Annotated in this window: 21 protein-coding genes; 15 read left to right on the forward strand and 6 right to left on the reverse strand. The window is 57.7% G+C overall.

Going from position 1 to position 25,158, the window contains the following annotated elements; genetic code table 11:
- Positions 1 to 64 precede the first annotated feature (64 nt).
- Positions 65 to 1,453, reverse strand: coding sequence for a class I SAM-dependent methyltransferase (locus EII30_RS01620; protein WP_124885584.1), 1,389 nt, complete (start codon positions 1,451 to 1,453; stop codon positions 65 to 67).
- A gap of 224 nt (positions 1,454 to 1,677) precedes the next feature.
- Here EII30_RS01620 and groES point away from each other — a divergent pair, with 224 nt between their 5' ends.
- From groES to acs, 8 genes are all read left to right on the forward strand, one after another.
- Positions 1,678 to 1,974 carry a co-chaperone GroES gene (gene groES, locus EII30_RS01625; protein ID WP_124885585.1) on the forward strand — a complete coding sequence of 99 codons (297 nt, stop codon included), beginning with the start codon at positions 1,678 to 1,680 and terminating at the stop codon, positions 1,972 to 1,974.
- A 175-nt stretch (positions 1,975 to 2,149) separates the two neighbouring features.
- A complete protein-coding gene (rarD, locus tag EII30_RS01630; protein ID WP_124885586.1) occupies positions 2,150 to 3,034 on the forward strand; it encodes an EamA family transporter RarD in 885 nt (294 codons plus the stop codon).
- Positions 3,035 to 3,077: 43 nt separating this feature from the next.
- Positions 3,078 to 4,580 (forward strand): IMP dehydrogenase, encoded by a 1,503-nt coding sequence (gene guaB, locus EII30_RS01635; RefSeq protein WP_124885587.1) that lies wholly within the window; start codon positions 3,078 to 3,080, stop codon positions 4,578 to 4,580.
- A 34-nt stretch (positions 4,581 to 4,614) separates the two neighbouring features.
- On the forward strand, positions 4,615 to 5,736 hold the full coding sequence (locus tag EII30_RS01640) for a GuaB3 family IMP dehydrogenase-related protein (protein WP_124885588.1): 1,122 nt from the start codon (positions 4,615 to 4,617) through the stop codon (positions 5,734 to 5,736).
- A 4-nt stretch (positions 5,737 to 5,740) separates the two neighbouring features.
- Entirely contained in the window at positions 5,741 to 6,655 is a 915-nt protein-coding gene (locus EII30_RS01645) for an SURF1 family cytochrome oxidase biogenesis protein (RefSeq protein ID WP_124885589.1), read from the forward strand.
- Positions 6,655 to 7,125: a DUF3817 domain-containing protein gene (locus EII30_RS01650; RefSeq protein WP_124885590.1), complete on the forward strand. Its 471-nt coding sequence runs from the start codon at positions 6,655 to 6,657 to the stop codon at positions 7,123 to 7,125. Before EII30_RS01645 ends, EII30_RS01650 begins: the two co-directional genes overlap by 1 nt.
- Positions 7,126 to 7,269: 144 nt before the next feature.
- Positions 7,270 to 8,865: a glutamine-hydrolyzing GMP synthase gene (gene guaA, locus EII30_RS01655; protein WP_124885591.1), complete on the forward strand. Its 1,596-nt coding sequence runs from the start codon at positions 7,270 to 7,272 to the stop codon at positions 8,863 to 8,865.
- Positions 8,866 to 9,042: 177 nt separating this feature from the next.
- Positions 9,043 to 11,016: an acetate--CoA ligase gene (acs, locus tag EII30_RS01660; RefSeq protein ID WP_124885592.1), complete on the forward strand. Its 1,974-nt coding sequence runs from the start codon at positions 9,043 to 9,045 to the stop codon at positions 11,014 to 11,016.
- Between the two features lie 2 nt (positions 11,017 to 11,018).
- Here the strand turns inward: acs and EII30_RS01665 are convergent, their stop codons facing one another.
- Positions 11,019 to 11,330, reverse strand: a complete 312-nt coding sequence (locus EII30_RS01665; protein ID WP_199731538.1) for a CHY zinc finger protein — start codon at positions 11,328 to 11,330, stop codon at positions 11,019 to 11,021.
- A gap of 87 nt (positions 11,331 to 11,417) precedes the next feature.
- Between EII30_RS01665 and EII30_RS01670 the strand changes: the two genes are divergently transcribed.
- Positions 11,418 to 12,908: an APC family permease gene (locus EII30_RS01670; protein WP_124885593.1), complete on the forward strand. Its 1,491-nt coding sequence runs from the start codon at positions 11,418 to 11,420 to the stop codon at positions 12,906 to 12,908.
- A gap of 101 nt (positions 12,909 to 13,009) precedes the next feature.
- On the opposite strand, the gene EII30_RS01675 is transcribed toward EII30_RS01670, so the two are convergent.
- Entirely contained in the window at positions 13,010 to 13,465 is a 456-nt protein-coding gene (locus EII30_RS01675) for a flavodoxin domain-containing protein (protein ID WP_124885594.1), read from the reverse strand.
- Positions 13,462 to 14,760, reverse strand: coding sequence for an FAD-dependent oxidoreductase (locus EII30_RS01680; protein ID WP_124885595.1), 1,299 nt, complete (start codon positions 14,758 to 14,760; stop codon positions 13,462 to 13,464). The genes EII30_RS01675 and EII30_RS01680 overlap by 4 nt, the downstream gene beginning before the upstream one ends.
- 145 nt (positions 14,761 to 14,905) lie before the next feature.
- Between EII30_RS01680 and EII30_RS01685 the strand changes: the two genes are divergently transcribed.
- From EII30_RS01685 to EII30_RS01705, 5 genes are read left to right on the forward strand one after another with little or no spacing between them, the layout of a single operon-like run.
- A complete protein-coding gene (locus EII30_RS01685) occupies positions 14,906 to 16,117 on the forward strand; it encodes a cytochrome P450 (protein WP_124885596.1) in 1,212 nt (403 codons plus the stop codon).
- A 42-nt stretch (positions 16,118 to 16,159) separates the two neighbouring features.
- Positions 16,160 to 17,581: a glutamine synthetase family protein gene (locus EII30_RS01690; RefSeq protein WP_124885597.1), complete on the forward strand. Its 1,422-nt coding sequence runs from the start codon at positions 16,160 to 16,162 to the stop codon at positions 17,579 to 17,581.
- Complete coding sequence (locus EII30_RS01695) at positions 17,578 to 18,291, forward strand: ABC transporter substrate-binding protein (protein ID WP_124885598.1); 714 nt, start codon at positions 17,578 to 17,580, stop codon at positions 18,289 to 18,291. The genes EII30_RS01690 and EII30_RS01695 overlap by 4 nt, the downstream gene beginning before the upstream one ends.
- 9 nt (positions 18,292 to 18,300) lie before the next feature.
- Positions 18,301 to 19,014, forward strand: coding sequence for a gamma-glutamyl-gamma-aminobutyrate hydrolase family protein (locus EII30_RS01700; protein ID WP_158608625.1), 714 nt, complete (start codon positions 18,301 to 18,303; stop codon positions 19,012 to 19,014).
- Positions 19,011 to 19,745 carry a type 1 glutamine amidotransferase gene (locus tag EII30_RS01705; RefSeq protein WP_158608626.1) on the forward strand — a complete coding sequence of 245 codons (735 nt, stop codon included), beginning with the start codon at positions 19,011 to 19,013 and terminating at the stop codon, positions 19,743 to 19,745. The genes EII30_RS01700 and EII30_RS01705 overlap by 4 nt, the downstream gene beginning before the upstream one ends.
- 99 nt (positions 19,746 to 19,844) lie before the next feature.
- Here the strand turns inward: EII30_RS01705 and EII30_RS01710 are convergent, their stop codons facing one another.
- Positions 19,845 to 21,404, reverse strand: a complete 1,560-nt coding sequence (locus EII30_RS01710) for a GntR family transcriptional regulator (RefSeq protein WP_124885601.1) — start codon at positions 21,402 to 21,404, stop codon at positions 19,845 to 19,847.
- A gap of 180 nt (positions 21,405 to 21,584) precedes the next feature.
- A complete protein-coding gene (locus EII30_RS01715; RefSeq protein WP_124885602.1) occupies positions 21,585 to 22,418 on the reverse strand; it encodes a Bax inhibitor-1/YccA family protein in 834 nt (277 codons plus the stop codon).
- 185 nt (positions 22,419 to 22,603) lie between these two features.
- On the opposite strand from EII30_RS01715, the gene EII30_RS01720 reads away from it, so the two are divergent.
- On the forward strand, positions 22,604 to 25,069 hold the full coding sequence (locus EII30_RS01720) for an ATP-dependent helicase (protein ID WP_233569236.1): 2,466 nt from the start codon (positions 22,604 to 22,606) through the stop codon (positions 25,067 to 25,069).
- Positions 25,070 to 25,158: the final 89 nt, after the last annotated feature.

The following is a 25,158-nucleotide window of genomic DNA, read 5'->3' on the forward strand; positions in this document are numbered from 1 at the left end:
CAAACGCTGTGAAATAAGCCGGCCGTTCTGTTAATACAGGGCGGCCGGTTTGTTTTCCGGCGAGCTAGATGCGGTCGGCGAGCAGCGCGATCCGCCCGCCCCGAAACCGCGTGATAATCAGCGTCGCCTGCCTGCGCCCCCGCAGTTTCAATGACCGCCGAAGCTGCTCAGGCACAACATCCACCCCGCGTTTCTTAATCTCTAGCTTGCCCACCTCGAACTCGCGCAGCAGCTGACCGATCGCCTTGCTCTTGAACGGGCACACAGCAAGCACCCTAAAACCGGCCGCGAAAGGGGTTTTTCTGGCCTCTGGTGAAACAAAATAGGCGATTTGTGGATCCACCAGCGCCCCCGCGAGTGGCTCTGCCGCCGCACCGATAAGGCGTGCGCGAATGACCGCCGGGTCCGGTTCATAGAGCGTCATGCCGACCAGCTCGGCGGGGTCGGTGAGCTCGGTTATCGGCGGGTTTGCGAGCGGATCGTCCGGGTCGCCGCCAATCGTGGTTTCGGCGGTTAGTTCGCTCTTCTGCTCACCCTGGAAAACAACCGCTGAGCGGCTGATTCCGGGGCGGCGGAGTGAGTCGAACCAGAGGCTCAGCTCAACCGCCTGGCCGTTAACCGAAACCCACTGCGCCTCCGCCTCTGCGGGGATAAGCTCGTTGGGGAACCCGGGGCCGAGTTTCACACCGGTCGGCAGCTGGTTTGCGATTTGCCACACAAACTCGAGGCTGGGGGAGTAGTCGTCCGGGCTCACTCGTCGGGTATCGCGGTGACCGGAGGTTCTTCTGGCGGGGTCGAAGAAGACCGCGTCGGCGTCTCGCGGGTTAAAGTCCTCGGCCGCGGCGCAGGCGACCTCCGGGGAGCTAGCGGAGTCGGGGCTGCAGAGAGGCTGCTGGCGCAGATTGTGCTCGGCAAAAGCGGCGGTCAGCGGATCAATCTCAACCGCGAGCGGGGTTAGTCCCGCCCGCTGCAGCGCGAGCGATTCCGCGCCGATTCCGCACCCCAGGTCGGCAACCCGCTGGGCGCCAGCACCGGCGAACCGGGCGGCGTGCAGATCCGCCACCTGCCAGCGCGTAGCCTGCTCCAGACCCGCGGGGGTGAACAGCAACTCGCTCGCCAGCGACCCAAACTTCGCCTCGGCTCTAATCCGCAGCTCCGCCTGTTTGAGAGCGGCGGCGGTTTGCTCACCGGTTAAGCCAGCGGCGGGGGTTTGCTCGCCGCTAGCCCCCGCAGCGGCGGCATTTTGCTCGACGGTCGCCCCCGCAATAGCGGCGCTGTCGGATCCATCCCGGAAGACACCCGCAGAACCCTGCCGCAGCAGCTGGTTAACCGCCAGCGGTGAACTGCCCTCGGCGAGGAGCGCGTGGGCGGTTTTGGTGGCGGCGGCGCCGGCGGGTGTCAACAGAAAATCCCAGCCCGGCAGCGTGGACGCGGAGGCGGCGTTAGAGAGCATGGCATAAGTGTATCCTGGTTTGTTCGTACGCCAGCAGCTTAAACCGGCCCCGAAAGGGCGTTGCCGTGTTGCAGCAGGCCAGGATGCTTAATAAAATTGCTCTTGTATTGAAGGCGAGCACTGCTCTGCAAGCGGGCTGCGGCTGCGATTTTAGGTAGCACCGAAATCCCAGCGCGGTTTGTTAGGGTTTTGTTGGCAAGACAGTTTTAATAGAAAGGGCTACTGTGTCAGTAACACTTAAACCACTCGAGGATCGTATCATTATTAAGCAGGTTGAGGCTGAGCAGACAACCGCTTCCGGTCTTGTAATTCCTGACAGCGCTAAAGAGAAGCCGCAGGAGGGCGAGGTGCTCGCTGTTGGTCCGGGTCGTGTTGACGACAACGGCAACCGTGTACCACTCGACGTCAAGGTTGGCGACCGCGTAATCTACGCAAAGTACGCTGGCACCGAGGTGAAGTACGGCGTTGACGAGTTCATCGTGCTCTCCTCACGCGACCTGCTCGCTGTTGTTGAGCGCTAAGCGCCAGGCAAGCTAAAACCTTAGGCGGCCGCCCCGGTTTGGGGTGGTCGCCGTTTCATTCTCGCCCCTCCGCGGCAGCGAGCAAAGCGCGGCAGTTTGTGCGGATCCGCCAGCCGCCAAGCACCCCAGCCCAGCGCCGCCACTGACCCGCCTCACCGGTAGTATGATGTAAACCGTGCAAAGCAAAAGCGGTCTCTGGTACGGCATCACAGCCTACGTGCTGTGGGGTCTTTTCCCGATCTATTTCGGGCTGCTGCAACACCTCAACGCGCTCGAGGTTATTCCCTGGCGGGTTATCACCTGCCTCGGGTTCTGCGTGATTCTGCTGCTGATCCTCAGACAGTGGAGCGAACTGATACAGATCCTCCGCAAACCAAAACAGCTGCTGTGGTTTCTTGTCAGCGGTGTGCTGCTCTACATCAACTGGCAGCTTTACGTGTACGGGGTGCTTAACGGCCTCGTGCTTGAAACCTCGCTCGGCTACTTTATTAACCCGATTGTGACGGTGCTGCTCGGGGTTGTTATCTGGCGTGAGAAACTCAGTCGGATCCGCTGGATCGCCCTCGCGGTTGTGACGGTTGGGGTGCTTGTCGGGGTGATTGTTTACGGCGAGTTCCCGGCGGTGGCGCTGGGGCTGGCGTTCTCGTTCGGCAGCTATGGCGCGATCCGCAAAGCAATGAAAACCAACACCACGGTTGTCACGGGCCTAACCCTCGAGACGGTGGCGGTGTTGCCGCTTGCGCTGCTGCAGTTGCTGTTACTGGCACAGCAGGAGCCGCTGCACGGATTCTCAACCGGTACTGTCACCGCGTTGGTTGTTATCGGAACAGGTGTTGTCACAGCGGTGCCGTTGCTCTGCTTCAGTGCCGCAACCGCGAGACTGCCGCTCAGCTACCTCGGGTTCATCCAGTTTATCGGACCCATGCTGATCTTCTTTTACGGCTGGCTGGTGCTTGACGAACCGATGGGTGTTGCGCGGTGGATCAGTTTTGGTGCGGTCTGGCTGGCAGCCGCGCTGCTGCTGTTTGAAACGCTACAACGGCATCGTCTGAACCGCTAGACTAGATAGAGTATAACCATCGTGCTGTAAGGTGAGGTTTTAAATGGAACAGCGAGATCCTTTTGCGTTTACCGGACTAACATATGATGATGTGCTGCTGCTGCCGGCGCACACCGATGTGATTCCGAGCGAGGCAGACACCGGCACCCAGTTGACGCGCCGTGTCAGGGTGAATGTGCCGATTATCTCCGCCGCGATGGACACCGTCACCGAGACTCGCATGGCGATTGCGATGGCTCGTAACGGTGGTCTCGGCATCCTCCACCGTAACCTCTCAATCGCTGACCAGGCTGAGATGGTGGATCGCGTTAAACGCAGCGAATCAGGTATGATCACGAACCCGGTCACCACCTCCGTTGACGCAACCCTCGCTGAGGTTGATGCGCTGTGCGGCGAGTTCCGTGTTAGTGGTTTGCCGGTTGTTGATGACGAGGGTGTGCTGCTCGGCATTATCACCAACCGCGATATGCGTTTTATCAGCAGTGAGGATCGCAAAACCATGCGGGTTGCTGAGGCGATGACGAAGATGCCGCTGGTCACTGCAAAGCAGGGGATCACCCGTGATGAGGCGCAGGCGATCTTCCAGAAGCACCGGATCGAGAAGCTGCCGCTGGTTGATGAGGCTGGCAAACTAACCGGTCTGATCACCGTGAAAGACTTTGACAAGCGCGAACAGTACCCGAACGCGACAAAGGACGATGAGGGCAGACTGCGCGTTGGCGCGGCGGTTGGTTTCTTCGGCGATGCCTGGGAGCGTGCGAAGGCGCTGCTGGAAGCTGACGTTGACGTACTCGTCGTTGACACCGCAAACGGCGACAGTCGCGGTGTGCTCGAGATTATTGCCAAGCTGAAGGCTGATCCGGCGTTCGCGGGCGTTGATGTGATCGGCGGTAACGTTGCAACCTACGCGGGGGCGAAGGCGCTGGTTGAAGCTGGCGCTGATGCGATCAAGGTCGGTGTTGGCCCCGGATCCATCTGCACCACAAGGGTTATTGCGGGCGTTGGTGTGCCGCAGGTGACAGCGGTTTATGAAGCGGCGAAGGCGGCAACCCCGGCTGGTGTGCCGGTTATCGCCGACGGTGGTCTGCAATACTCTGGAGATATCGCGAAGGCGCTGGTTGCGGGTGCAAGCTCCGTGATGATGGGCTCACTGCTCGCAGGCACCGACGAGAGCCCCGGCGATCTCGTGTTCGTTGGCGGCAAACAGTTTAAGAGCTACCGCGGTATGGGCTCGCTCGGCGCGCTACAAACCCGCGGTGAGCGCACCTCCTACTCAAAAGACCGCTACTTCCAGGCTGATGTGCCAAGCGATGAGAAACTGATCCCGGAGGGTATCGAGGGTCAGGTGCCGTATCGTGGCCCTGCCTCATCAGTGCTTTACCAGATGGTGGGTGGACTTAGGCAGTCAATGTTCTACGTTGGTGCCCGCAGCATCCCAGAGCTGAAGGCGCGCGGCAACTTCGTGAGAATCACCGCTGCTGGCTTGAAAGAATCACACCCGCACGACATCCAGATGGTTGTTGAAGCACCAAACTATCGACGCTAACCGCGTTTACTACCCATAGAGCTTAGGAAAATCAGTGAGCAGTGAGATCGAAATCGGCCGCGCAAAAAAGGCGCGCCGTGTTTACAGCTTCGACGACATCGGCATAACCCCGACCCGACGCACCCGCGACCCGGAACTCGTCTCAACCGCCTGGAGTCTTGACGCCTTCAACTTCGAGATTCCGGTGCTTGGCGCGCCAATGGACTCGGTTATGTCGCCGGCAACCGCGATCGCGCTCGGCCAGCAGGGCGGCCTTGGGGTTTTGAACCTGGAGGGGCTTTGGACCAGGCACGAGGACCCAACCCCGCTGCTAAAGGAGCTCGCCGCTCTCGGAAACGGCCCCGCCGCGGTTGCGAGAATGCGTGAAATCTACGCGGAGCCGATTAAACCGGAGCTGATCCGTGACCGGGTTGCTGAGATCCGCGAGGCTGGCGTCACCGTCGCCGGTTCACTCTCCCCGCACCTCACCGCGCAGTATCACGAGGCTGTTGTGAACGCGGGCGTTGACCTGTTTGTGATCCGCGGCAACACGGTTTCGGCTGAGCATGTTGCCCAGAGCGGCCGCGAACCGCTCAACCTGAAAGAGTTTATTTACGAGCTGGACGTGCCCGTGATCGTTGGCGGCGCCGCAACCTACACTTCGGCGCTGCACCTGATGCGGACCGGCGCGGCCGCCGTGCTCGTCGGTTTCGGCGGCGGGGCATCCTCGGTAACCCGCGCAACCCTCGGGATCCGCGCACCAATGGCAACCGCAATCGCGGATGTTGCCGGGGCTCGCACCGACTACCTGGACGAGTCGGGCGGGCGCTATGTGCACGTTATCGCTGACGGCGGGCTTGGCACCTCGGGAGACATTGTGAAGGCGATCGCCTGCGGCGCTGACGCGGTTATGCTCGGGTCGCTGCTCGCGCGCGCAACAGAGGCGCCGGGCGAGGGTTGGCACTGGGGGCAGGAGGCGCACCACGCTTCACTGCCGCGCGGCAAACGCCTGGAGGTGAAACCGGTTGGGTCGCTCGCCGAGATTCTGCACGGCCCCGCGAACGTCGCAGACGGCACCTCAAACCTGATGGGTGCGCTCAGGGTTGCGATGGCGACAACCGGATACTCCGAGCTGAAAGAGTTCCAGCGCGTAGATTTGATTCAGGCAAACCGCTAACCAAATGAGTGAGCCGGCCGCTAAAAAACCACGACGCCCGCAGTATCAGGGTGATCCGACGGTACGGCAAATTATGCTGCGGCCGAAGTGGTTGCTTGCGCTGCTCGGTTTCCTCGCTGTGGCCGCGGCGTTTGCCGGGCTTGCGCAGTGGCAGCTGAGCCACGCGGTGAGGATCAACACCGAAGCGCCAGACAGTGAAACACCGGCCCCGCTGGAGACGCTCAACCCGCCGGGCACCGCGATCAGTGACACCGCCGCTGGCTATCTTGCCGAGGTGAGCGGCAGCTGGGCAGCTGGCGACTTCAGCGTTGTGAGCGAGCGAGCAAACCAGGGTGAAACCGGTTACTGGGTTGTTGGTCACCTGGTTACCGGTGGGGCGGATCCGGCAGACCTCGCCGTCGCAATCGGTTGGACCGCCGATGGGGAGCGCTCGCACGAGACTGTTTCACGTTTGAACGCTGAGGCGGATCCGCTCGCTGAAATAACCGCGAACCCGCTGCTCGGCAGATACAACCCGACCGAGGCGGCGAAAATCCCGGACGGCAGTCAGCCGCCCAACAGCATGAGCACGATGGTGCCGAGCCAGTTGCTAAACCTCTGGCAGCAGCAGCCGCAGGAGCGGGTTTATGCGGGCTTCCTGGTGTTGCACGACACTGCCTCGCAGCTGCCTGCCTATCAGCTGCAGCAGATCGACTCGGTGCCGCCGAAGGCTCCCGAGACGCTGAACCTGCTCAACTTGTTCTATGCGATTGAGTGGGTTGTGTTTGCCGGGTTTGCGATCTATTTCTGGGTGCGGCTGTGCCGTGACGCCTGGGAGAAGGAGCACGAGCTGAAAGAGCTGCGGGCCGCCGGCGACAGCGACGAGACTTTGCCAGAACAAAACAGCGCGACCGCGCGAAAAAACAGCAAGGAGCAGTAATGCAGTTACGGCCTAAACCAGAGAACTATCCGCGGATCCGCAAGGCGCTGACCTTCTTTAAGATCTCGTCTGTGATCACCGGCATTATGTTGTTCGGGCTCTACATTATCTCAAGCATCCGCTGGTTCATGCACAGCGACATCTACCTTTTCACCGGCAACGCCATCGCAGAGCTGGTGCAGCTGCCGCCAGAGGGTGTTGAATATGATGTGGCCCCTGAGGGGATCAACTTCACTGTTATCTTCCTGATCCTCCACGGTTGGTTCTATGTTGTCTACCTGATCGCTGGTTTCTCAATCTGGTCGCCGATGCGCTGGTCCTTTGGTCGGTTCATTATGATTGCGATCGCGGGCTGCGTTATCGTGCTGTCGTTTATTGTTGAGCGCTGGATTGTCCGAAACGTTGAAGAGGAGCTCGCGCGAGGTAAGGACGAGCAGGCGAGCGGCCAGGCCCAGCTTAGTTCGACATGAACAAACCCCCGACTATACAGTAAAATTTAGCCGTACGGCTTGAAATTCGTGGCCTTATGTGCCGCAGAAATTCGAAACCTGATCTAGCCAACCGCGTCTAGCAGTAGCGATCCACCGCGAAACGCACTTAACGAAAGGTCTTAAATGACTGCAGAGGCTCCCGCAGCAACCCCGGCAGCACCCCGCCCGGTGCTGGTTGTTGACTTCGGCGCACAGTATGCGCAGCTGATTGCGCGCCGCGTGCGCGAGGCCGGAGTGTACTCCGAGCTTGTTCCCCACACGATTACCGCCGCTGAAGTGCGTGACAAAAACCCGCTCGCGCTGGTGCTCTCTGGTGGCCCCTCAAGCGTTTATGAGGAGGGTGCGCCACAGTTCGACGACTCAATCTTCGATCTCGGCATCCCCGTTTTCGGTATCTGCTACGGCTTCCAGGTGATGGCGCGGGCGCTCGGCGGTGAGGTGGCAAACACCGGTGACCGCGAATACGGCGCAACCGACGCGCAGGTGGTTGGTGACGGCGGTAAACTGCTCGGCGGTCAGCCAGCAGAGCAGAACGTGTGGATGAGTCACGGTGACGCGGTGCAGCGTGCTCCGGAGGGCTTCGATGTGCTCGCCTCCACCGCGGTCACCCCGGTTGCGGCGTTTGGTTCACCAGAGAAGCAACTATACGGTGTGCAGTGGCACCCGGAGGTGAAACACTCCGACTACGGGCAGGGCGTGCTCGAAAACTTCCTCCACCAGATCGCGGGCATCGCCTCAGATTGGAACGCCGACAACGTGATTGAGGACCAGGTTGCCCGGATCCGCCAGCAGGTTGGTGACGGTAAGGTTATCTGTGGTCTCTCCGGCGGCGTCGACTCGGCGGTTGCGGCAGCGCTTGTGCACCGCGCGGTTGGGGACCAGCTGACCTGTGTGTTTGTGGATCACGGCCTGCTCCGTGAGGGAGAGCGCGAGCAGGTTGAGGTTGACTATGTTGCGTCAACCGGTGTCCGGCTTGTTACCGTTGACGCGCGTGAGCAGTTCTTGAGTGCGCTCGCCGGTGTCACAGACCCGGAGGAGAAGCGTAAGATTATTGGGCGCGAGTTTATTCGCACCTTTGAGGCGGCGCAGGTGCAGCTTATTGCGGAATCTGCGGAGGCGGGCGACGAGATCCGCTTCCTCGTGCAGGGCACCCTCTACCCAGACGTTGTTGAGTCGGGTGGCGGATCCGGCACCGCCAACATTAAGAGCCACCACAACGTCGGTGGGCTGCCGGAGGATCTGAAGTTTGAGCTGGTTGAGCCGCTGCGCACCCTGTTCAAGGACGAGGTGCGTGAGATCGGGCGGCAGCTTGGCGTGCCTGAGGTGATTGTCTCCAGGCAGCCATTCCCAGGGCCGGGTCTTGGCATCAGGATTATCGGTGAGGTGACCGAGGAAAGGTTAAACACTCTCCGCGCCGCCGACCTGATCGTCCGTGATGAACTGACTGCCGCCGGCAAGGACGCGGAGATTTGGCAGTGCCCGGTTGTGCTGCTCGCTGATGTCCGGTCGGTTGGTGTGCAGGGTGACGGCCGCACCTACGGACACCCGATTGTGCTTCGGCCGGTATCTTCTGAGGACGCGATGACCGCGGACTGGACACGGCTGCCATACGATCTGCTCGCCAGGATCTCAAACCGGATCACCAACCAGGTACCGGATGTGAACCGTGTCGTGCTCGATGTGACATCAAAACCGCCGGGAACAATCGAGTGGGAATAGTGACCGGTTAGCGCAATAAAACGCGCTAACACAACGCGACCTTGGCGAAGCTGAGGTCGCGTTTTTGTTTTTGGTGAGATAGACTGCTGAAAAAGTGGCTCAAAAAGCCAAACCAAATCCAAGACAAATCCAAGACGAAATATAAAACCACTGTCAACGAAGTCAGGAGCGAGAGTTATGAACCTCAACATCGAAAGCCACCCGCTGCATGATGCTGCCGCAGAGCTCAGTTACCCACCCAGCGAGGAGTTCGCCAGGCAGGCGAATGTGCAAGACCCGGGGATTTATCGGGCGGCGGCAGCGGATCCGCTAGAATACTGGGCTGAGGAGGCTAGGCAGCTGCACTGGCACAAGCCATTCACCGAGGTTTTCTATCGCGATAAGCCGCACCAGAACGAGTGGTTTCGAGACGGTGAACTAAACATCGCCTTCAACTGTGTTGACCGGCACGTGCTTGCCGGGTTGGGGGATCGCACCGCACTGCTGTTTGAGGGCGAACCGGGAGACACCCGGAGTATCAGCTACCGGGAACTGCACGTTGAGGTGCAGCGCGCAGCCAATATGCTAGCGGCGCTCGGTGTCAGGCAGGGTGACCGTGTTGCGATCTATATGCCGATGATCCCTGAAACGGTTGTTGCGATGCTCGCGGTTGCTAGGCTTGGTGCTATCCACTCGGTTGTGTTTGGCGGGTTTAGTGCCGAGAGTTTGCGCGCCAGAATCAACGACGCGGGCGCGAAGCTTGTGATCACCGCTGACGGCGGCAATCGTAAGGGGCGGATCACCAAGCTGAAGGACACGGTTGATGCGGCGCTGCGCCTCGACGCTGGGGAGCCAAGCCCGGTTGAACACGTGCTGGTTGTGAAACGCTGCGGTAACGAGGTGACCATGCAGGAGCCGCGCGACCTGTGGTGGGATGAAGAGATTATGACCTATGACGCGGAGCATCGGCCGCAGGCGTTTGCCGCCGAGAATCCGCTGTTTATTCTCTACACGAGCGGCACAACCGGAAAACCAAAGGGGATCCTGCACACAAGCGGCGGTTATCTGACGCAGGCCGCCTCAACCATGCGGGGCGTGTTCGATCTGAAACCCGAGACCGACATTTACTGGTGCACAGCAGACGTCGGGTGGATCACGGGGCACAGCTATGTTGTTTACGGCCCGCTCGCAAACGGCGCAACCCAGGTAATCTATGAGGGTTCACCTGACACTCCAGACTGGTCGAGGTGGTGGCAGATCGTGGAAAAATACGGGGTGACGATTCTTTACACGGCACCCACCGCGATCCGCGCCGCAATGCGTATTGGTCGGCAGGTTGCCCAGCAGCACGATCTTAGTTCGCTGCGGTTGCTCGGCAGTGTCGGGGAGCCGATCAACCCGGAGGCGTGGCGCTGGTATTACGAGGTGATTGGCGGACACAGGTGCCCGATTGTTGACACCTGGTGGCAGACTGAGACGGGGGCGATTATGGCGGCTCCGCTGCCGGGCATCACAACGCTGCGGCCGGGCAGTGCACAGCGGGCGCTGCCGGGAATTTACCTGGAGGTGCTCGACGATGCTGGTGAGAGTATGGATCCGCCAACCGGTGGGCTGCTGGCGGCAGTGACACCGTGGCCGTCTATGGCGCGCACCATTTGGGGTGATGATCAGCGGTTTGTTGAGACCTACTGGGAGCGATTCGGTGACGCCTATTTCACCGGCGACGGTGCCAGGTTTGATGAGGAGGGTAACCTCTGGCTGCTGGGCCGCGTCGACGACGTGTTGAACGTTTCCGGGCACCGACTGTCGACCGCGGAGATCGAATCCGCGCTGGTTGAGCACCACGCTGTTGCGGAGGCCGCTGTTATCGGTGTGCCGGACGAGGCAACCGGTGAGGCGGTTGCTGCGTTTGTGATTCTAAAGACGCAGCAACAGCTTGTCACGCCGGAGGATGCGCCGCGACAGCTAACACAGTTTGTTGCCGAGCAGATCGGCGCAATCGCGCGGCCGAAACAGCTGCTGATTGTGCCGGAACTACCAAAAACTCGCTCCGGCAAGATTATGCGTCGGCTGCTGCGTGATGCCGCCGCGGGCAAGTCGATCGGAGACACAACAACGCTCGCGGACACCACCGTTATCCAGGTTATTACCGATCAGATTAGCGGTCGCTAGCGTTACGCGAAGTACAGTTCCTCGTGGAGCTTACACCCCGGATTGAACGGGTGCGCGCAGTGCGGGCACGCCGTCACCGCGGCATACTGCCGGTAACTGAGCGTGCCACCGCAGCAGCCACACAGCACCGCCGGCCTTAGGTCGCTCTTTAGCACCCTCCCGAAAACATGGCCGGCCAGTTCCTCGTGGCAGCTGTGGCATGCCCAAAACTCGTCACACACTGTGCAGCGGTTCGCCACAACATCGAGCTCGCTGTGCCAGTGCGTGCAGCGCCCCTGCTCGTCAACGGTGTGCCCGCGTACCTGATGAATCACAAACCCAGTGTAGCGAGCTAACTTGCAAAATAAATCATCTGCTTGTAGATTAAATAATACCTATAACGGTCTACAAGGAGGTAAGAGATGACTGCTGAAGACACAGCTATACACGATGAGGACGCTCAACACCTGGCATCCCTTGGCTATAGCTACGACGCAACATTTAAACGGGAAATGACGTTTTGGGGCAATGTGTCCCTGGGATTCACCTACCTGTCACCGATTGCCGGCGTCTATTCAATGTTCGCAATCTCGCTCGGAACAGCCGGCCCACCAATGGCTTGGGCAATGCTTATTGCACTGGCTGGTCAGTTCTTTGTCGCGCTGGTATTTGGTGAGGTGGTTTCTAACTACCCGGTATCCGGTGGCGTGTATCCCTGGTCTCGTCGGCTCTGGGGTCGCAAATGGGCGTGGATGAACGGCTGGATCTACGTTGTCGCACTGGTTGGCACACTCGCAGCCGTAGCCTACGGCGCAGCGCCGTTTGTGGCATCCATGTTTGGGATGGTTTTGGATAGCTGGGGCACCGTGCTGATTGGTCTGCTGGCGCTGGTGATTGCTACGGTGCTCAATTTCAGTGGTACCAAGGTTCTGAATCTCGCGGCGCTGGTTGGTCTTATTGCTGAAATGATCGGCGCCGTGGGTATTGGAATCTATCTGCTGCTGTTTGGTAGGCAGCACGACTGGAGCGTGCTCTTTGATAATCAGGGCATCGGTAATGATGCACCTGGCGGTTACTTTGGTGCATTTGCCGCCGCAGCGCTGATTGGTATGTTTGCCTACTACGGTTTTGAGGCTAATGGCGATGTGGCGGAGGAGATCAAGGATCCCGGAAGGCAGGTGCCAAAGGCCATGCGGGTGACACTGTACATCGGCGGCTTCGCTGCCAACCTGATGGTGTTTTCACTGGTGCTTGCGGTTCCTGACTTCGGTAAGATCGCAAGTGGCGAGGTGACGGATCCAATCGGTGAACTGCTGCACCAGGCATTCGGGCCGATCTTCCCGCTGGTTATGGCCATTATCGTTGTGGCGTTTATTAGCTGTATCACCAGTCTGCAAGCAGCAGCAAGCAGGCTTGTCTACTCAATGGCCAGGGATGGTTTCCTGCCAGCCTCTCACCTTGCTGCTTCGTTCAACAAGAAGCTGCATGTCCCGCATGTTGCTTTGATCTCTGTTGCGGTAGTACCTGCGGCGATTCTGGTGCTGTCACTGCTGCTAGAGGATGCGTTGACGGCGATGGTCGGATTCGGAACTGTCGGTATCTATATGGGCTTCCAGATGGTTGTTTTGGCTGCTCTGCGAGCCAGGATCTTGGGTTGGCAGCCAGCAGGTAAGTTCAAGCTCGGCGTGTGGGCATACCCCGTTAACCTGATCGCGCTGCTCTGGGGTGTTTTAGCGATTGCAAACATTCTCTGGCCGCGTGAAACAGGCGGTGGCTGGGCAGAGGACTATTTGTTGCTGATGACAACCGCGGGTGTGCTGCTGTTCGGCTACACCTACATGATGGTGACAAGATCGTATCGCCGTGGTGACGCGCCAGCGGGTGACGCGAGCGGTCCGATTAAACTGCCGTAGTGGCGGAATACAGCGGCTGTAGTGTTTGTTTGGTCGATGACACACAAACAATTAGGGTGTGAGACCTGGGATTCGGTCTCACACCCTAATTGTTTTACATACTAGGCGGCTTCAGCAGCCTCTAGAATTCCCGGCAGCCAGGCAAGCGCAACATCGCTACCGAGATCCCAACCAGATGCATCATGGCGTCCATACTCGCCGACGCGCTCAGCACCCTGTGCGCTGAATCGAGCATCCAGGTGCTCGCTGCCTCTGCTGTAGGTTTCTTCATAGAAGGTGTCGCCGAGGCCGAAGACAGCGTACTTGATTCCGTCCATGGCTGGTGGATCCGCGTCAAAAGCCTCTGCAAAAGGCAGCGCCGTATTTGGTAGATCGCCCTCACCGTGAGTTGAGCAGACAACAACATAAAACTCGGATGGCGTGAAATTAGCGGGATCAAAATCCTGCAGGTCAAACACCGTTGTTTCGTGACCGGCAGAGCTAGCCTCGGCAGCGATGTCATTAGCTATCAGTTCTGAGTTACCGGATTCGGTCCCAAAGAGCACTGTTATCTTCATTTTTCCTCCTCATGGTTAAGCACAGCCGACAGCTGTTTGCTGTGGTCAGTGATTTTCAGGCGAACTCTACCCGCCGTAGCGTTTACCAGTTCAAGTTCATTGAGTTGCAGCCACTGTGCAAAGCTGGTTGCTTTGTTTTGCGCCTGTTCATTAAGCCCGATAAACCCGGGCTTTGGGACTGTAGATTGCTCAGATAGTGCTTCAGCAACCTCTTTTGCGACGGCGATTGCGCAAGCCCGGTTACTTGGAATACCACCGCTTGACCCGCGCTTAGCCCAACCGGTGCGAAACACCTGTTCTGTCACTCTGCCGGATTCAGCGGGCGAGGTGATCAGGCTCTCGAAGGCGGATCCTTCAGCGGTAAAACCGATAGCGGAGATAACCGACGAGGCTGTCATCGTTTTGGTCTCATCTCGCTGAGAGTATTGCAAGCTTATCTGTTCAGCGGTGATGTCGTCTGTTGCCTCAGATGATTTAGCTAAGCCGAGGGGGATGGCGTTAAAGAGAAAATTGACCTGCACCGGATTACTGGTTGTTTCTCGGCGCGGGTCAAAGAGTTGCTGCAGAGCTGTTGCTGTGCGATTACCTGCGGTTTCCTCGTTTGCAAGATTGCCCGAGGTTATGTCATCGCAGCTGTAGTGCGCCTCAGATATTGCCCCGAGCTCCTTGATCATCTGAGCATCGCCCTTGAACGTCTCGGGCGTGCCGCGATAGAGAAGTGTCACCCGTTGTACCGGAACTTGGTGGATGTCGTGATAGACATCGTCGTTTATATCACTGCCGGAGTAAGCGGTAGACGGTTTGACACAGAGTCTAAGCAGGTCGAGAGCAACATTACCGCCGCCGACAATTACCGGGTGTGAGCCTAACGGATCCACTTGTGAGCTTGCTAGTGGATGAGAGTTCAGAGCTCTAATTAGGCTGTTTGCGCCGATAACAAGAGCCTGAGAGCAAACATCATCGGGGAACAGTGCTCGGTCAGCTTCAAGACCGCTCGCTATCACAACTGCGTTAAAGCACCTCTGCAGCTCCTCGAGAGTGACATCGTCGGGAACGCTGATGTTTCCTGCGAAGCGAACGCGCGGATCCTGCAGCACGCGGTCTAGCTGCTGTGTTATCCGTTTGGTGTGCTGGTGATCAGCGGCAACCCCGTAGCGGATCAATCCGTATGGAGTGACAAGCCTGTCGAAAACCGTTATTTGCGCGTCTGGCAGCAGTTTTAGCAAGGCCTGAGCTGCGTAGCAACCGGCAGGGCCAGAACCGATAATGGCTATCTCTGAGGAGTTAATCGACATTGTTCATCCCCTAACAATATGGTTATAGATTCTTTAAATGCGCCTTTTAGCCTAGGTAATAGTACAAAATACTACACCGAGAAGGTCGATTTGCAAAAAATAAGATATGGATGTAGATTAATTAAAACCAAAGAAGGGAGCCGTTATGAGTGCTACTGCAGAAGTTGCATACTTGAACATCAGTGATCCATCGTTTGCGATGAGTTCTGAGGAGGTGCGTCGAGCGCGTGATCTGAACTGGTACGCAAAGACAAACTACGGTTACGGGATCTTGCGTTACAATGAGGTGACCGCGCTTTTGAAGCATCCAAGCCTGAACCAGGGCAGTGCTAAATGGCCAGATCACCACGGAGTGCACAGCGGGATTTTCTACGAGTGGTGGGAAAAGAATCTGCTCGTGCTAGAAGGCGATGAGCATCACCGAATCAGGCGTCTGCTAAACCCGGCGTTTTCTCCGACAATGGCACGCAGACTGGTTCCGGAATTCCAGGCGATCGCAGACGAGCTGGTTGAGGAGATGAAAGAAAAGCAGCGTCAAGCCCGCGAGATAGATTTCGTGGCTGACTTTGCTGAGCCATTTGCAACCAGAGCGCTGTGCGCCATGATGGGGCTTGACCAGAAACACTGGCCTTTTATTGCCTCTCGCGCTAACACCGTGGGTTACGCTCTCAGCATCACAATTAAAGAGGACATTGAGCAGATTGATCACGCGGTAAACGAGCTGTATGACTTTGTTGCTGAGCTTATTGATGAGCGCCGCACTAACCCAGGTGAGGATGTAGTGTCTCGTCTGGTCAACTTCACTGACCAGGGCGACAAACTCAGTGACGCAGAACTTCGTAACGCCCTAGTGCTTATGCTGTTTGGCGGCATGGACACAACCAGAAACCAGCTGGGTCTTATTCTACAAACCTTTATGCGGCACCAAGACCAATGGGAGCTGCTAGCGGCGGATCCGGAAACCTACGCACAGCCAGCGCTGGAGGAGGCGCTGCGCGTTAACCCAACAACCAGGTGGGTAACTCGTGAAGCAAATGAAGACTTTGAATTCCAGGGGCTTGAGATAAAACGTGGAGAGACGGTGCACCTGTTCACTATGGTGAGCGGCACCGATGTGCTCGCATACCCAAACCCGGAGATCGATATAACAAAGCCTGCCGAAAAGCCACACCACACATTTGGAGGTGGAGTGCACCACTGCCTCGGACACTACATTGCCCGAGCAGACATGAGCGTTGCGCTGCCAACGCTTGCCCGCAATTTCAAGAATATTCAGTGCCCAGGAGGTGACGAATGGTTGCCAGACTCAGGTAACCACGGACCGGTGAAACTCCCCATCACATTTGAAATACGGTAGGTTCCGAGAATACGAGGCCTTCCGACGAAGAAAGGTAAAACAATGTCAAAACACTCGATCAGAGACGATATAGCCGAGATTCTAACGGACCACAGCAGCTTTGAAGCCCATCGGGCGGCAAATCTCAGCCCAGAGGTTGTTGAAGAATTTCGTCGCAAGATAACCGAGAGCGGGATTAAGTTCATCTACTACATGGTGCCAACCCTCGGTGGAAGAACTGTAGCCAAGGTTGTTCCAGCGGAACACTACGAGCGAATGCTCGGAAAAGGAATAGCTTTTCACCGCACAGCGCTCAGCGATCTGCAAACCAGCCGCAGCGGAGAACTAATCGGCGGTGGGGTAGATGCCCATGAATTTTGGGCACTGCCAAATCCTGAAACACTAGAACAGCTGCCGTGGGATCCGGAAGTGGGCAGAGTCTTTTGCATGGCTTATGATCCACCGCAGCTGCAAAACGGTGGTCGCCTGATTCCACTAGACACCAGAGCACTGTTTATCCGAGTTCACGACCGGTTCACACAGCGAACCGGGATTGAGCTGCGAAGCGGACTAGAACCTGAAATGACTTGGTCCGGACAGGGAACAGAAGTGATCGCTAAACAGGATCAGAGCCCTGCCTATCAGGTTGAAAACCTCGAGAAGATGCGGCCAGTGTTCAAGAAAGTGATTAGCTACGCGCAGCAGCTTAACTTCAACATGATCCAGGGTGATTATGAGGACGATGGGCAGGTCGAACTGAACTGGGAGTATGATCGAGCAGAGCTCACCTGTATGAGGATGACAACATACCGTCAAATCTGCAAACAGGTTGCACGAGAGCTGCAGCTGCAGGCAAGCTTTATGCCGAAACCATTTAATAAGAAAATGGGTAATGGCTGCCACCACAATCTCAGTCTTTGGCGAGTGGATCAGGGCGAGCCGCAAAATCTGGTTGAAGACGGTCGAGTGGAACTGCACGTGACAGAAATCGCCAAGCAGGCTATCGCGGGAATGCTGTTACACGCACCGGGCTCAATGCTGGTTATGGGGTCAACAGTGAACTCCTACAAGCGGTTCTGGGACTCTGGTCAGTTTGCTCCTTCAGGGGCGGACTGGGGACTGGACACAAGGGGAGTTGCGGTGAGAATCTCTGCAAACGGCAGAATGGAGTACCGACTACCGGACGCCAGCGTCAATCCATACCTGTCACACCTCTACCTTCTGACAGCAATCGATCACGGGTTGAGTGAGCAGATGGATCCTGGCAACCCTGGTGAACCAAGCGAACTGCTCGCATCAGCACCTCCGATCCCGATGACGCTCGGAGAAGCAATCGCAGCTTACACCGCGGATGACTACCTGATGGACACCATGCCTGAGGAACTCACCCGCATCTACACACAACTAAAACAAGACGAGTGGGCTCGCTATTGCGGTGAGATTACGCAGTGGGAGTTCGATCAATACTGGGAGGCAATACCATGACAACAACACGCACAATCCGTTTCGCCTGCATCGACTCAGACGCGCTGCCGCTGTTTGCAAAAAGCACGGACGGAGTCACCCGAACCGGTTACGAAGCCAGCGTTGCTGAGCTACTGTGTAACAAACTCGGGGTGAAGTTTGAGTGGCTTATGATGCCCTGGGAGGACATGATCCCGTCGGTGAGATCTGGTGAGACAGACGCGGTGCTGTGCGGTCAGGGAGTGATCCCCGAGCGACAGGCGCTTGTTGACTTCACTGAACCGTACACAATCTTCAACGAGACGCTTGTGGTAAGGGAGGGGATAACCCTCACCCCGGAGAGTGACTACACCGGTTACAAGATTGGCGCGATTGCCGGATCCACCAACATGAAACTGGCTGAAACATTCAAGGGGGCTGAGCTTGTGCCGTTTGGGTCAAGCGACGATGTCTTCCAAGACATGATCGATGCGACAAGAAGCGGGCAAATCCACGGCTTTGTTGATGACGATGTTGTGATGATCCCGCTGGCGCAAGAAGCTGAAGACCTGTCAGAGGCCTTCACCGTGAAAACCGCTAACCGTTGGGCAATCGGTGTGAAGCCAGGGAATCAGGCTCTGCTTGACGAGTTGAACGGTGCGCTCGCTGAGGCGATCGCTGATGGCTCACTGAAGCAGATCTGGGATCAGTGGCTCAGCCCGCTGGAGTTTCCGTTCACAGAGTCAGAGTAGGAGCCGATGATGTCGACTGTTGCGCGGCGAGCGCCGCGAGTAGCTGTTACTGGAATGCACTCCGGAACAATAAAAGGGTTACGCTTTGGCGGAAGTGCAGCATCCGATGCGATTCTGAGGGCGGTGGTTGCAGCCGGCGGGGAGCCAGCTGTTCTCAGCTTGCACTCGTCGCTCGCCGCGCAACAACGACTAGAGGGGTATGATGCGCTGTTGATACCGGGCGGTGCAGATATCAACCCTGCCAGGTACGGTGCTGAGGTGGAACCGCACACGGTAGTTGCCGATTCACCTCATCAGGATCAGTTTGAGGCGGATCTGCTGATGGCCGCTGCTCAGGCGCAGATGCGGGTGCTAGCGATCTGTCGCGGTATGCAGCTCGTGAACGTTGAATTTGGTGGAACCATGCAGCAGGATGTTGCGGGCGACTCTATTCATCGTAACTCGGTGCATGACGTTGAGATTGTGGCGGGCTCGCTCCTGTCGCGGGTGTTCAACGGTGAGGAGCGGGTTGCTGCATCCTCATACCATCACCAGGCCGTTGCAGACCTTGGGCAAAACCTCCGCGTCACCGCCCGCGCGAACGACGGCACCGTGGAGGCGCTGGAACATGAAACCGCTGAAATTATTGCCGTGCAGTGGCACCCCGAGGATGATATAGTTACCCGAGAAAAGCACGCCCAGCTCTTTCAATGGCTTGTGTGGGGAGAGGATTTACCGCAGTGACGAAACTACGAATATTGGTTGTGCAACACCAGGCAAACGCCGGCCTTGGCGTCTATCAAGAGCAGCTGCGGAAGGCTGCCAGTGAGCTGGTGATCGCAGGCCCCGTGTTTGAGACGGCGGTGCCAAGCTCCGCTGCCGGGTTTGACGCGGTGATAGTGCTTGGTGGATCCATGGGCCCCACTGATGATGAGAAGGCGCCGTGGCTGGTGCAGACCCGCGAGCTACTGCGTGATGCTGTCGCAGGCGGGGTGCCAACCCTCGGCATCTGCCTTGGTGCACAACTGCTTGCAACCGCGCTTAACGGCGAGGTGAAAACCATGCCGCAGGGGCCCGAAATTGGTGTCTGCCGCGTGCGAGTAAGTGACGATGCTGGAGCGGATCCGCTTTTCGGCAACTGCGCGGGCGCGGCATTGCCGGCGGTGCAGTGGCACTATCTGGAGGTTGCAAAACTACCGGATGGCGCTGTTGTGCTCGGCGGAAGCGAACACTGCCCACACCAGATTTACCGGGTTGGGGATGCCGCGTGGGGAACCCAGTTCCATCCCGAGGCGAACGCGCAAACCGTTGTTGACTGGGTCAAGGAGGATCCCGCCGAGCTTGACCGGCTAAAGCTTAACCCCGAGGAACTGGTTAGCGCCGCCCAGCGTGAGGAGCCAGCGCTCGCCGATGAATCACAGCAACTGATGGAACGGTTCCTCGGGTTTGCCGCTGCACGGCGGGTCGCCAGCTAGACGTCGACGACCACTGTGTGGGGTGGGGGCGGATCCGCTCACCCCAGCGCCTTGGTAAACAGAGGGTAGCACCTGCCCGTGCGGGGGCGATAGAGCTGCTTAGCGCTTGCCGACGCGGGGGCGATAGAACAGCTGAATACCGCTGTCGAGCGGTTGGATTTTGATCTGATCGAATATCCCGCTGGCTTCCTGCAGCAGTGTGCCCGGAAGCTGTTCCGGGGTGTTGCTCAGCAGCACCGTGCCGTGACTGTTGGTGATAACTGCGTCAATCTCGGTGTGCATGAGAAGCGGCATCAACTCCTCTTCGAAGTCCGCAACGGTGATGTCGAGGCCGATAATGCCGACACGTTTGCCGTCGAGGGTCGCCGGGGTTGTGAAGGTTATGATGTTGGCTTCAACACCCAGGTAGTCGAGGTACGGGCCGACAGCGCCGATTGTGCCGTGCTCGTAAGAGGTGATGAACCAGGGCAGCTGCTCGTAGTCGTAGAAACGCTCTGACTCGGGTGTGACACCGAACGCGTAACGGGCGAAACGGCCCTCATCCTCACGCACCCACCACTCAAGCTGACCCTGTGACTTGTGTGCTGTGCTTCTCGCGAGGACCAGGCCACAACCGTCAACTCGCGGGTGTGCGTCCAGGAAGTCGGCCGCAAGGAGTTTAATCTCGCGACGGTTGGTGGGTGTGATGTTTACGTTGTTGTCGGCGCTGTTGCCGCTGATGAAGCCGATGATACCGCTGTTCAGCGCCTCCAGGTCAGTAAACAGTTCTGTCAGGTGGTTGCCGAGAGCTTCACCCATACGCTGTGCGGCTTTTCTTGCCGCAACCGCTTTATCCTCGCTTGAGGCGGCAGCTGATGCCGCTGCCGCTGCTGCCGCAGCCTCCGCAACCCGCTCAGCTGTTGTGCCTGCTGGGGTGGCTGAGGCGAGAGCAAGCTGCAGGCGGTTCTTACCCTCCAATATTAGTCGCATATTGTGTTCAACGTGTGCGACAGCGAGTTTCTCTGCCTTGTCTGGATCACCCTGCTCAATCGCCATGGTGATGTCGAGGTGGTCACGGTAAGCGGCAGCGCTCGATGCCTCGGTGATCTCCGTCTCCCAGAGGAACGGAGAAAGCTCAGAGTAGAGGCGCTGTTCAGCGAGCAGCAGCCTGTTCGAGTTGCTTAAAACCGCGATCTCGAAGTGGAAACGGTTGTCAGTGAGTGCACACTCACGCGGTGTTTTAGCGTCGCGGGCGCGGAACATCAGCTCTGGTAGGCGAGTCTGGGCACCCAACGGTAGGCGCTGAGCGGCGAGACGCGCAGCGGTGCCGGAGACCGCGCACTGCTCGTCAAAGAAGTCACGCAGTGTGTCGGTGCTGGTCGCCAGCAGAGAATCCTTTAGCAGCTGCACGTTCGGAACTGGTGACTGGGCAATAAAAGTGCCACCGTTGCGGCCTCGTGTTGTCTGCACGATACCCTCTTTGCGCAGTTTCGCGAGTGCCTTGCGCAGCGTTACAACCGCGACACCAAACTGTGCAGCTATTTCTGGTTCGGATGGGAGGCGTTCACCAACATTGAGTTTGCCGGTTGTGATCGCCTTCTTAATTCTCTCAACGATCAGATCGACGCTGGACACAGAGAGGTCTTGAGTTCCTGCGGAAGCGGAGTCAAATAGTTGCACGGATGAATCACCCTCACATCTCTAATGTTCTTATAATTTTATTCTAGTCTTTTAATCCCCCGTGTGACAGGGGTGTTGGGCACACTAACAAAGTCTGTGGGCATCACACCACAATAGTGTAATGCCCACAGAGAAGAGCTATTTAGCGTGTTTGGTCGGTTAAGTATACCGTGTCAGCGGTTAGTCGTTGCCGCGGAGAATAGCTAGCAGACGCAGGATTTCAACGTACAACCACACGAGGGTGACCATCAAACCGAACGCTGCTGACCAGCCGTATTTCTGGTCGATGCGGTTCTCAACACCGCCTTTAATCACGTCGAAGTCCTGCACAAGTGAGTAGGCGGCGAGCAGAATTGCCAGCGCGCCGATAATGACACCGAGTGGGATGCCGCCGAATAGTTGAACACCCCGCAGACCCCACGGATCTGAAGCAACACCTGTCCACATCAACACCAGGTTAACAACCGAGAATGCGAGGTAGCCGACGGTTGCGACCAGGAAGATCTTGTTTGCCCGTGGGCTGGTGCGTACCTTACCACTGCGGAACAGCAGCAGTGTCACACCGAAAACGATAACCGTGCCGAGCACCGCTTGGAAGACGATGCCCGCCCAACGAGCCTCAAAGATCTGTGAGATACCGCCGACGAATAGGCCCTCGGCTGCCGCGTAGAGCACGATCAGTGGGACACTTGGTTCGCGTTTGAAAGCGTTTATAAGCCCGAGCACGAGTCCGGCGATTGCACCCGGGATCGCTAGTATCGGGAACATCCAGCCAACAGCCGCTGTGGTGAGCAGCACGAGGAACAACATCACGGTCTTGGTGATGGTGTTCTCGTAGGTCATCGGGGTTGCGGATCCGCCCAGCGCGAATCCTGGTTGTGCGCCCTGATGGGCTGTTTTTGCCGCAACCGTTGCTGCGGGCTGGTTGTAAATCTCACGGAGCTGATCAGCGCTCAGCGTCTGTTGATTCTTCGGATCAAAAGCTGGCATCCGGTTAAATGCTGGGTTGCTCATCTGGCCACTCCCTTATAAATGTTGGTCTGTAAGCAAAGGATGCTGTTTATCTTACTGCGCTTTAATGTGATAAAGCTGTGTTGCCAGGCGATTGCAAAGCCAACACTGTTTGTTATACCGGCCAGGGTGCCGAAGCTGACACAGTTTGTAACAAAATGTCCGATGCCTCTTCTAGACTTGTAGGTATGAGTTTTTCAGATCACGCCGACCCACTGCTCGCAGGGCTTAACGAGCAGCAGCGCACCGCTGTTGTCTCTAAGAGCAAAGCGCTTTTAATCGTGGCGGGTGCGGGCTCGGGCAAAACTCGGGTGCTCACTCACCGCATCGCGCACCTGATTAGGCAGCGGATCGCCTGGCCCAGCCAGATTCTTGCAATCACTTTCACGAACAAAGCGGCAGCTGAGATGCGGCAGCGGGTAGGGCAGCTGCTTGGCGAGGGTGCTGAGAGTATGTGGGTTAGCACATTCCACTCCGCCTGTGTGCGAATCTTACGCAAGGAGGCGGAGCGCTTCGGCTATGTTTCCGGTTTCACCATTTACGACAGTGCTGACAGCAGAGCGCTGTTAAAACGACTCATCAAAGAGAGCGGGGCAGAGGCATACAACTTCACACCGGCCGCTGTCGGCAACAAGATATCACGGTTAAAGAACGAGTTAAAAACCGCCTCAGACTACGCTGCAACGGCGAGGGTGACTGATCCACGCGAGGCGGTATTTGTTGAACTGTTTAGCGCATATGAGCAGGAGCTGCGGCGAGCAAACGCCTTCGATTTTGACGATCTGATCGCGCAGACCGTCTACCTGTTCCGGGCCTTCCCCGATGTTGCCGCTAAGTATCGCGCACGCTTCAGGTGGGTGCTCATCGACGAGTACCAAGATACTAACCACGCCCAGTACGCGCTCGTCAGGGAGCTTACCAAGGCAACCCCGGCTGATGCCATCGCGGCGCTAAAAACCCCTCTTAACCCAGCGCTTTTAACACCAGCGGGGGATTTGCCCGGCGCGGCGCTCACCGTTGTTGGTGACTCTGACCAGTCAATCTACGCTTTCCGCGGCGCAGACATCCGCAACATCGTCGACTTCGAAAGCGATTTCAGCGACGCTGAGGTTGTGAAGCTTGAACAAAACTATCGCTCAACGCAGAACATCCTGGATGCTGCAAACGCGATTATTGCCGAGAATTTTGATCGTCAAGAAAAGTCGCTGTGGACGGCGTCGGGTCCCGGCAACAAAATAGTCGGGTTTGCCGGCTACTCACAGCACGATGAGGCACGGTTTGTAGCAGAGGAGATTGAGCGGCTGCACAACGACGGTGTCGCTTACGGGCAGATCGCAGTCTTTTACCGTACCAACGCCCAAACCCGTGCGCTTGAAGAACTGCTGATGCGCGCGGCAATACCCTACCGTGTACTCGGTGGCACCAAGTTCTATGACCGGGCAGAGATTAAAGACGCAATAGCGTACCTGACCAGCATCGTAAACCCCTATGATCCAATCAGCTGGTCGCGGCTATTAAGCGCCCCCAAACGGGGGATTGGGGCAGTCACCGAAGCACAGATCGCGGTCTTTGCTGAAACCAACGAGATCAGCTACCACGAGGCGATGCTGCGCTGCGCAGAAATAGGCATCGGAGCAAAGGCACGAAACGCGGTGCTCTCGCTCGCCCAAACACTGAAGCAGGCAACCGAGCTCGCAGCACCCACAGCGGCAGCGGTGAAGCCGCGCCCGGTCGGTGAAATCCTGGAAATGATCTTAAAAGAAACCCGCTACCTTGAGACGCTCAGGGCGAAACGGGATCCGCAAGACGAGGCAAGAGCAGAAAACCTAGAAGAGCTTATCGCCGTTGCCAAAGAATTCGACGCGGCAAACAGCGGCGGTACAGTAATCGAGTTCCTCACCCAGGTGAGCCTCGTCGCCGCAGTCGATGAACTAGACGACATCAGCGGCACCGTCTCCCTGATGACACTGCACACAGCCAAAGGGCTAGAGTTCCCATACGTGTTCCTCACCGGCGTTGAAGAAGGGCTTTTGCCACACCAGATGTCACTCAACGAACCAGGCGGGGTAGCAGAAGAACGACGACTCATGTACGTCGGTGTGACAAGAGCCGAAAAACAGCTCTACTTAACACTCGCGAGCACCCGCAGCCAATTCGGCGACATCGCCGCAACCGTGCCATCCCGCTTCCTCCAAGACATTCCAGAAACACTCATCGACTGGCGACAAACCCCAGACCAGATCGGCCACCGCTGCTACGCGGGCGGCAGCCTACAAACAACAGGATCCGGGTACGGCGGCGGTGGATCCGGCGGCGGATCCGGTTACAGCGCAGGCCAGCGCCGCGACGCCGCTGCGGCAGACCGCAGCCAAGCCGCGAAATGGCGCGAGCGCAAACAACAGCTCACTGCTTCCCGCTTAAACGGGAAGCAAACAAAGCCGATCAGCTTCGGAACGCCGATAGCGCAAAACTACAACGATATAACACTGGAGATTGGCGACAGGATCGAACACGAAACCTACGGCATCGGCTCCGTCAGACTAATCACCGGTTCCGGCAATAAAAGCGTGGCACACGTCAGCTTCGAAGAGCACGGTGAGAAGAAGCTGTTAATCAGGCTCGCCCCAATAATTAAAATTACAGGCAAAGATTAGTTGTGTAGACTAGAGCCTAGACATCAAGCAAAGGGATGTTAGATCAGTCAACAAATGCGCCGGTGTAGCCGCACTGACGCAGCAAAACC

Source organism: Leucobacter sp. OH1287 (assembly GCF_003859945.1).
Classification (GTDB): Bacteria; Actinomycetota; Actinomycetes; order Actinomycetales; family Microbacteriaceae; genus Canibacter.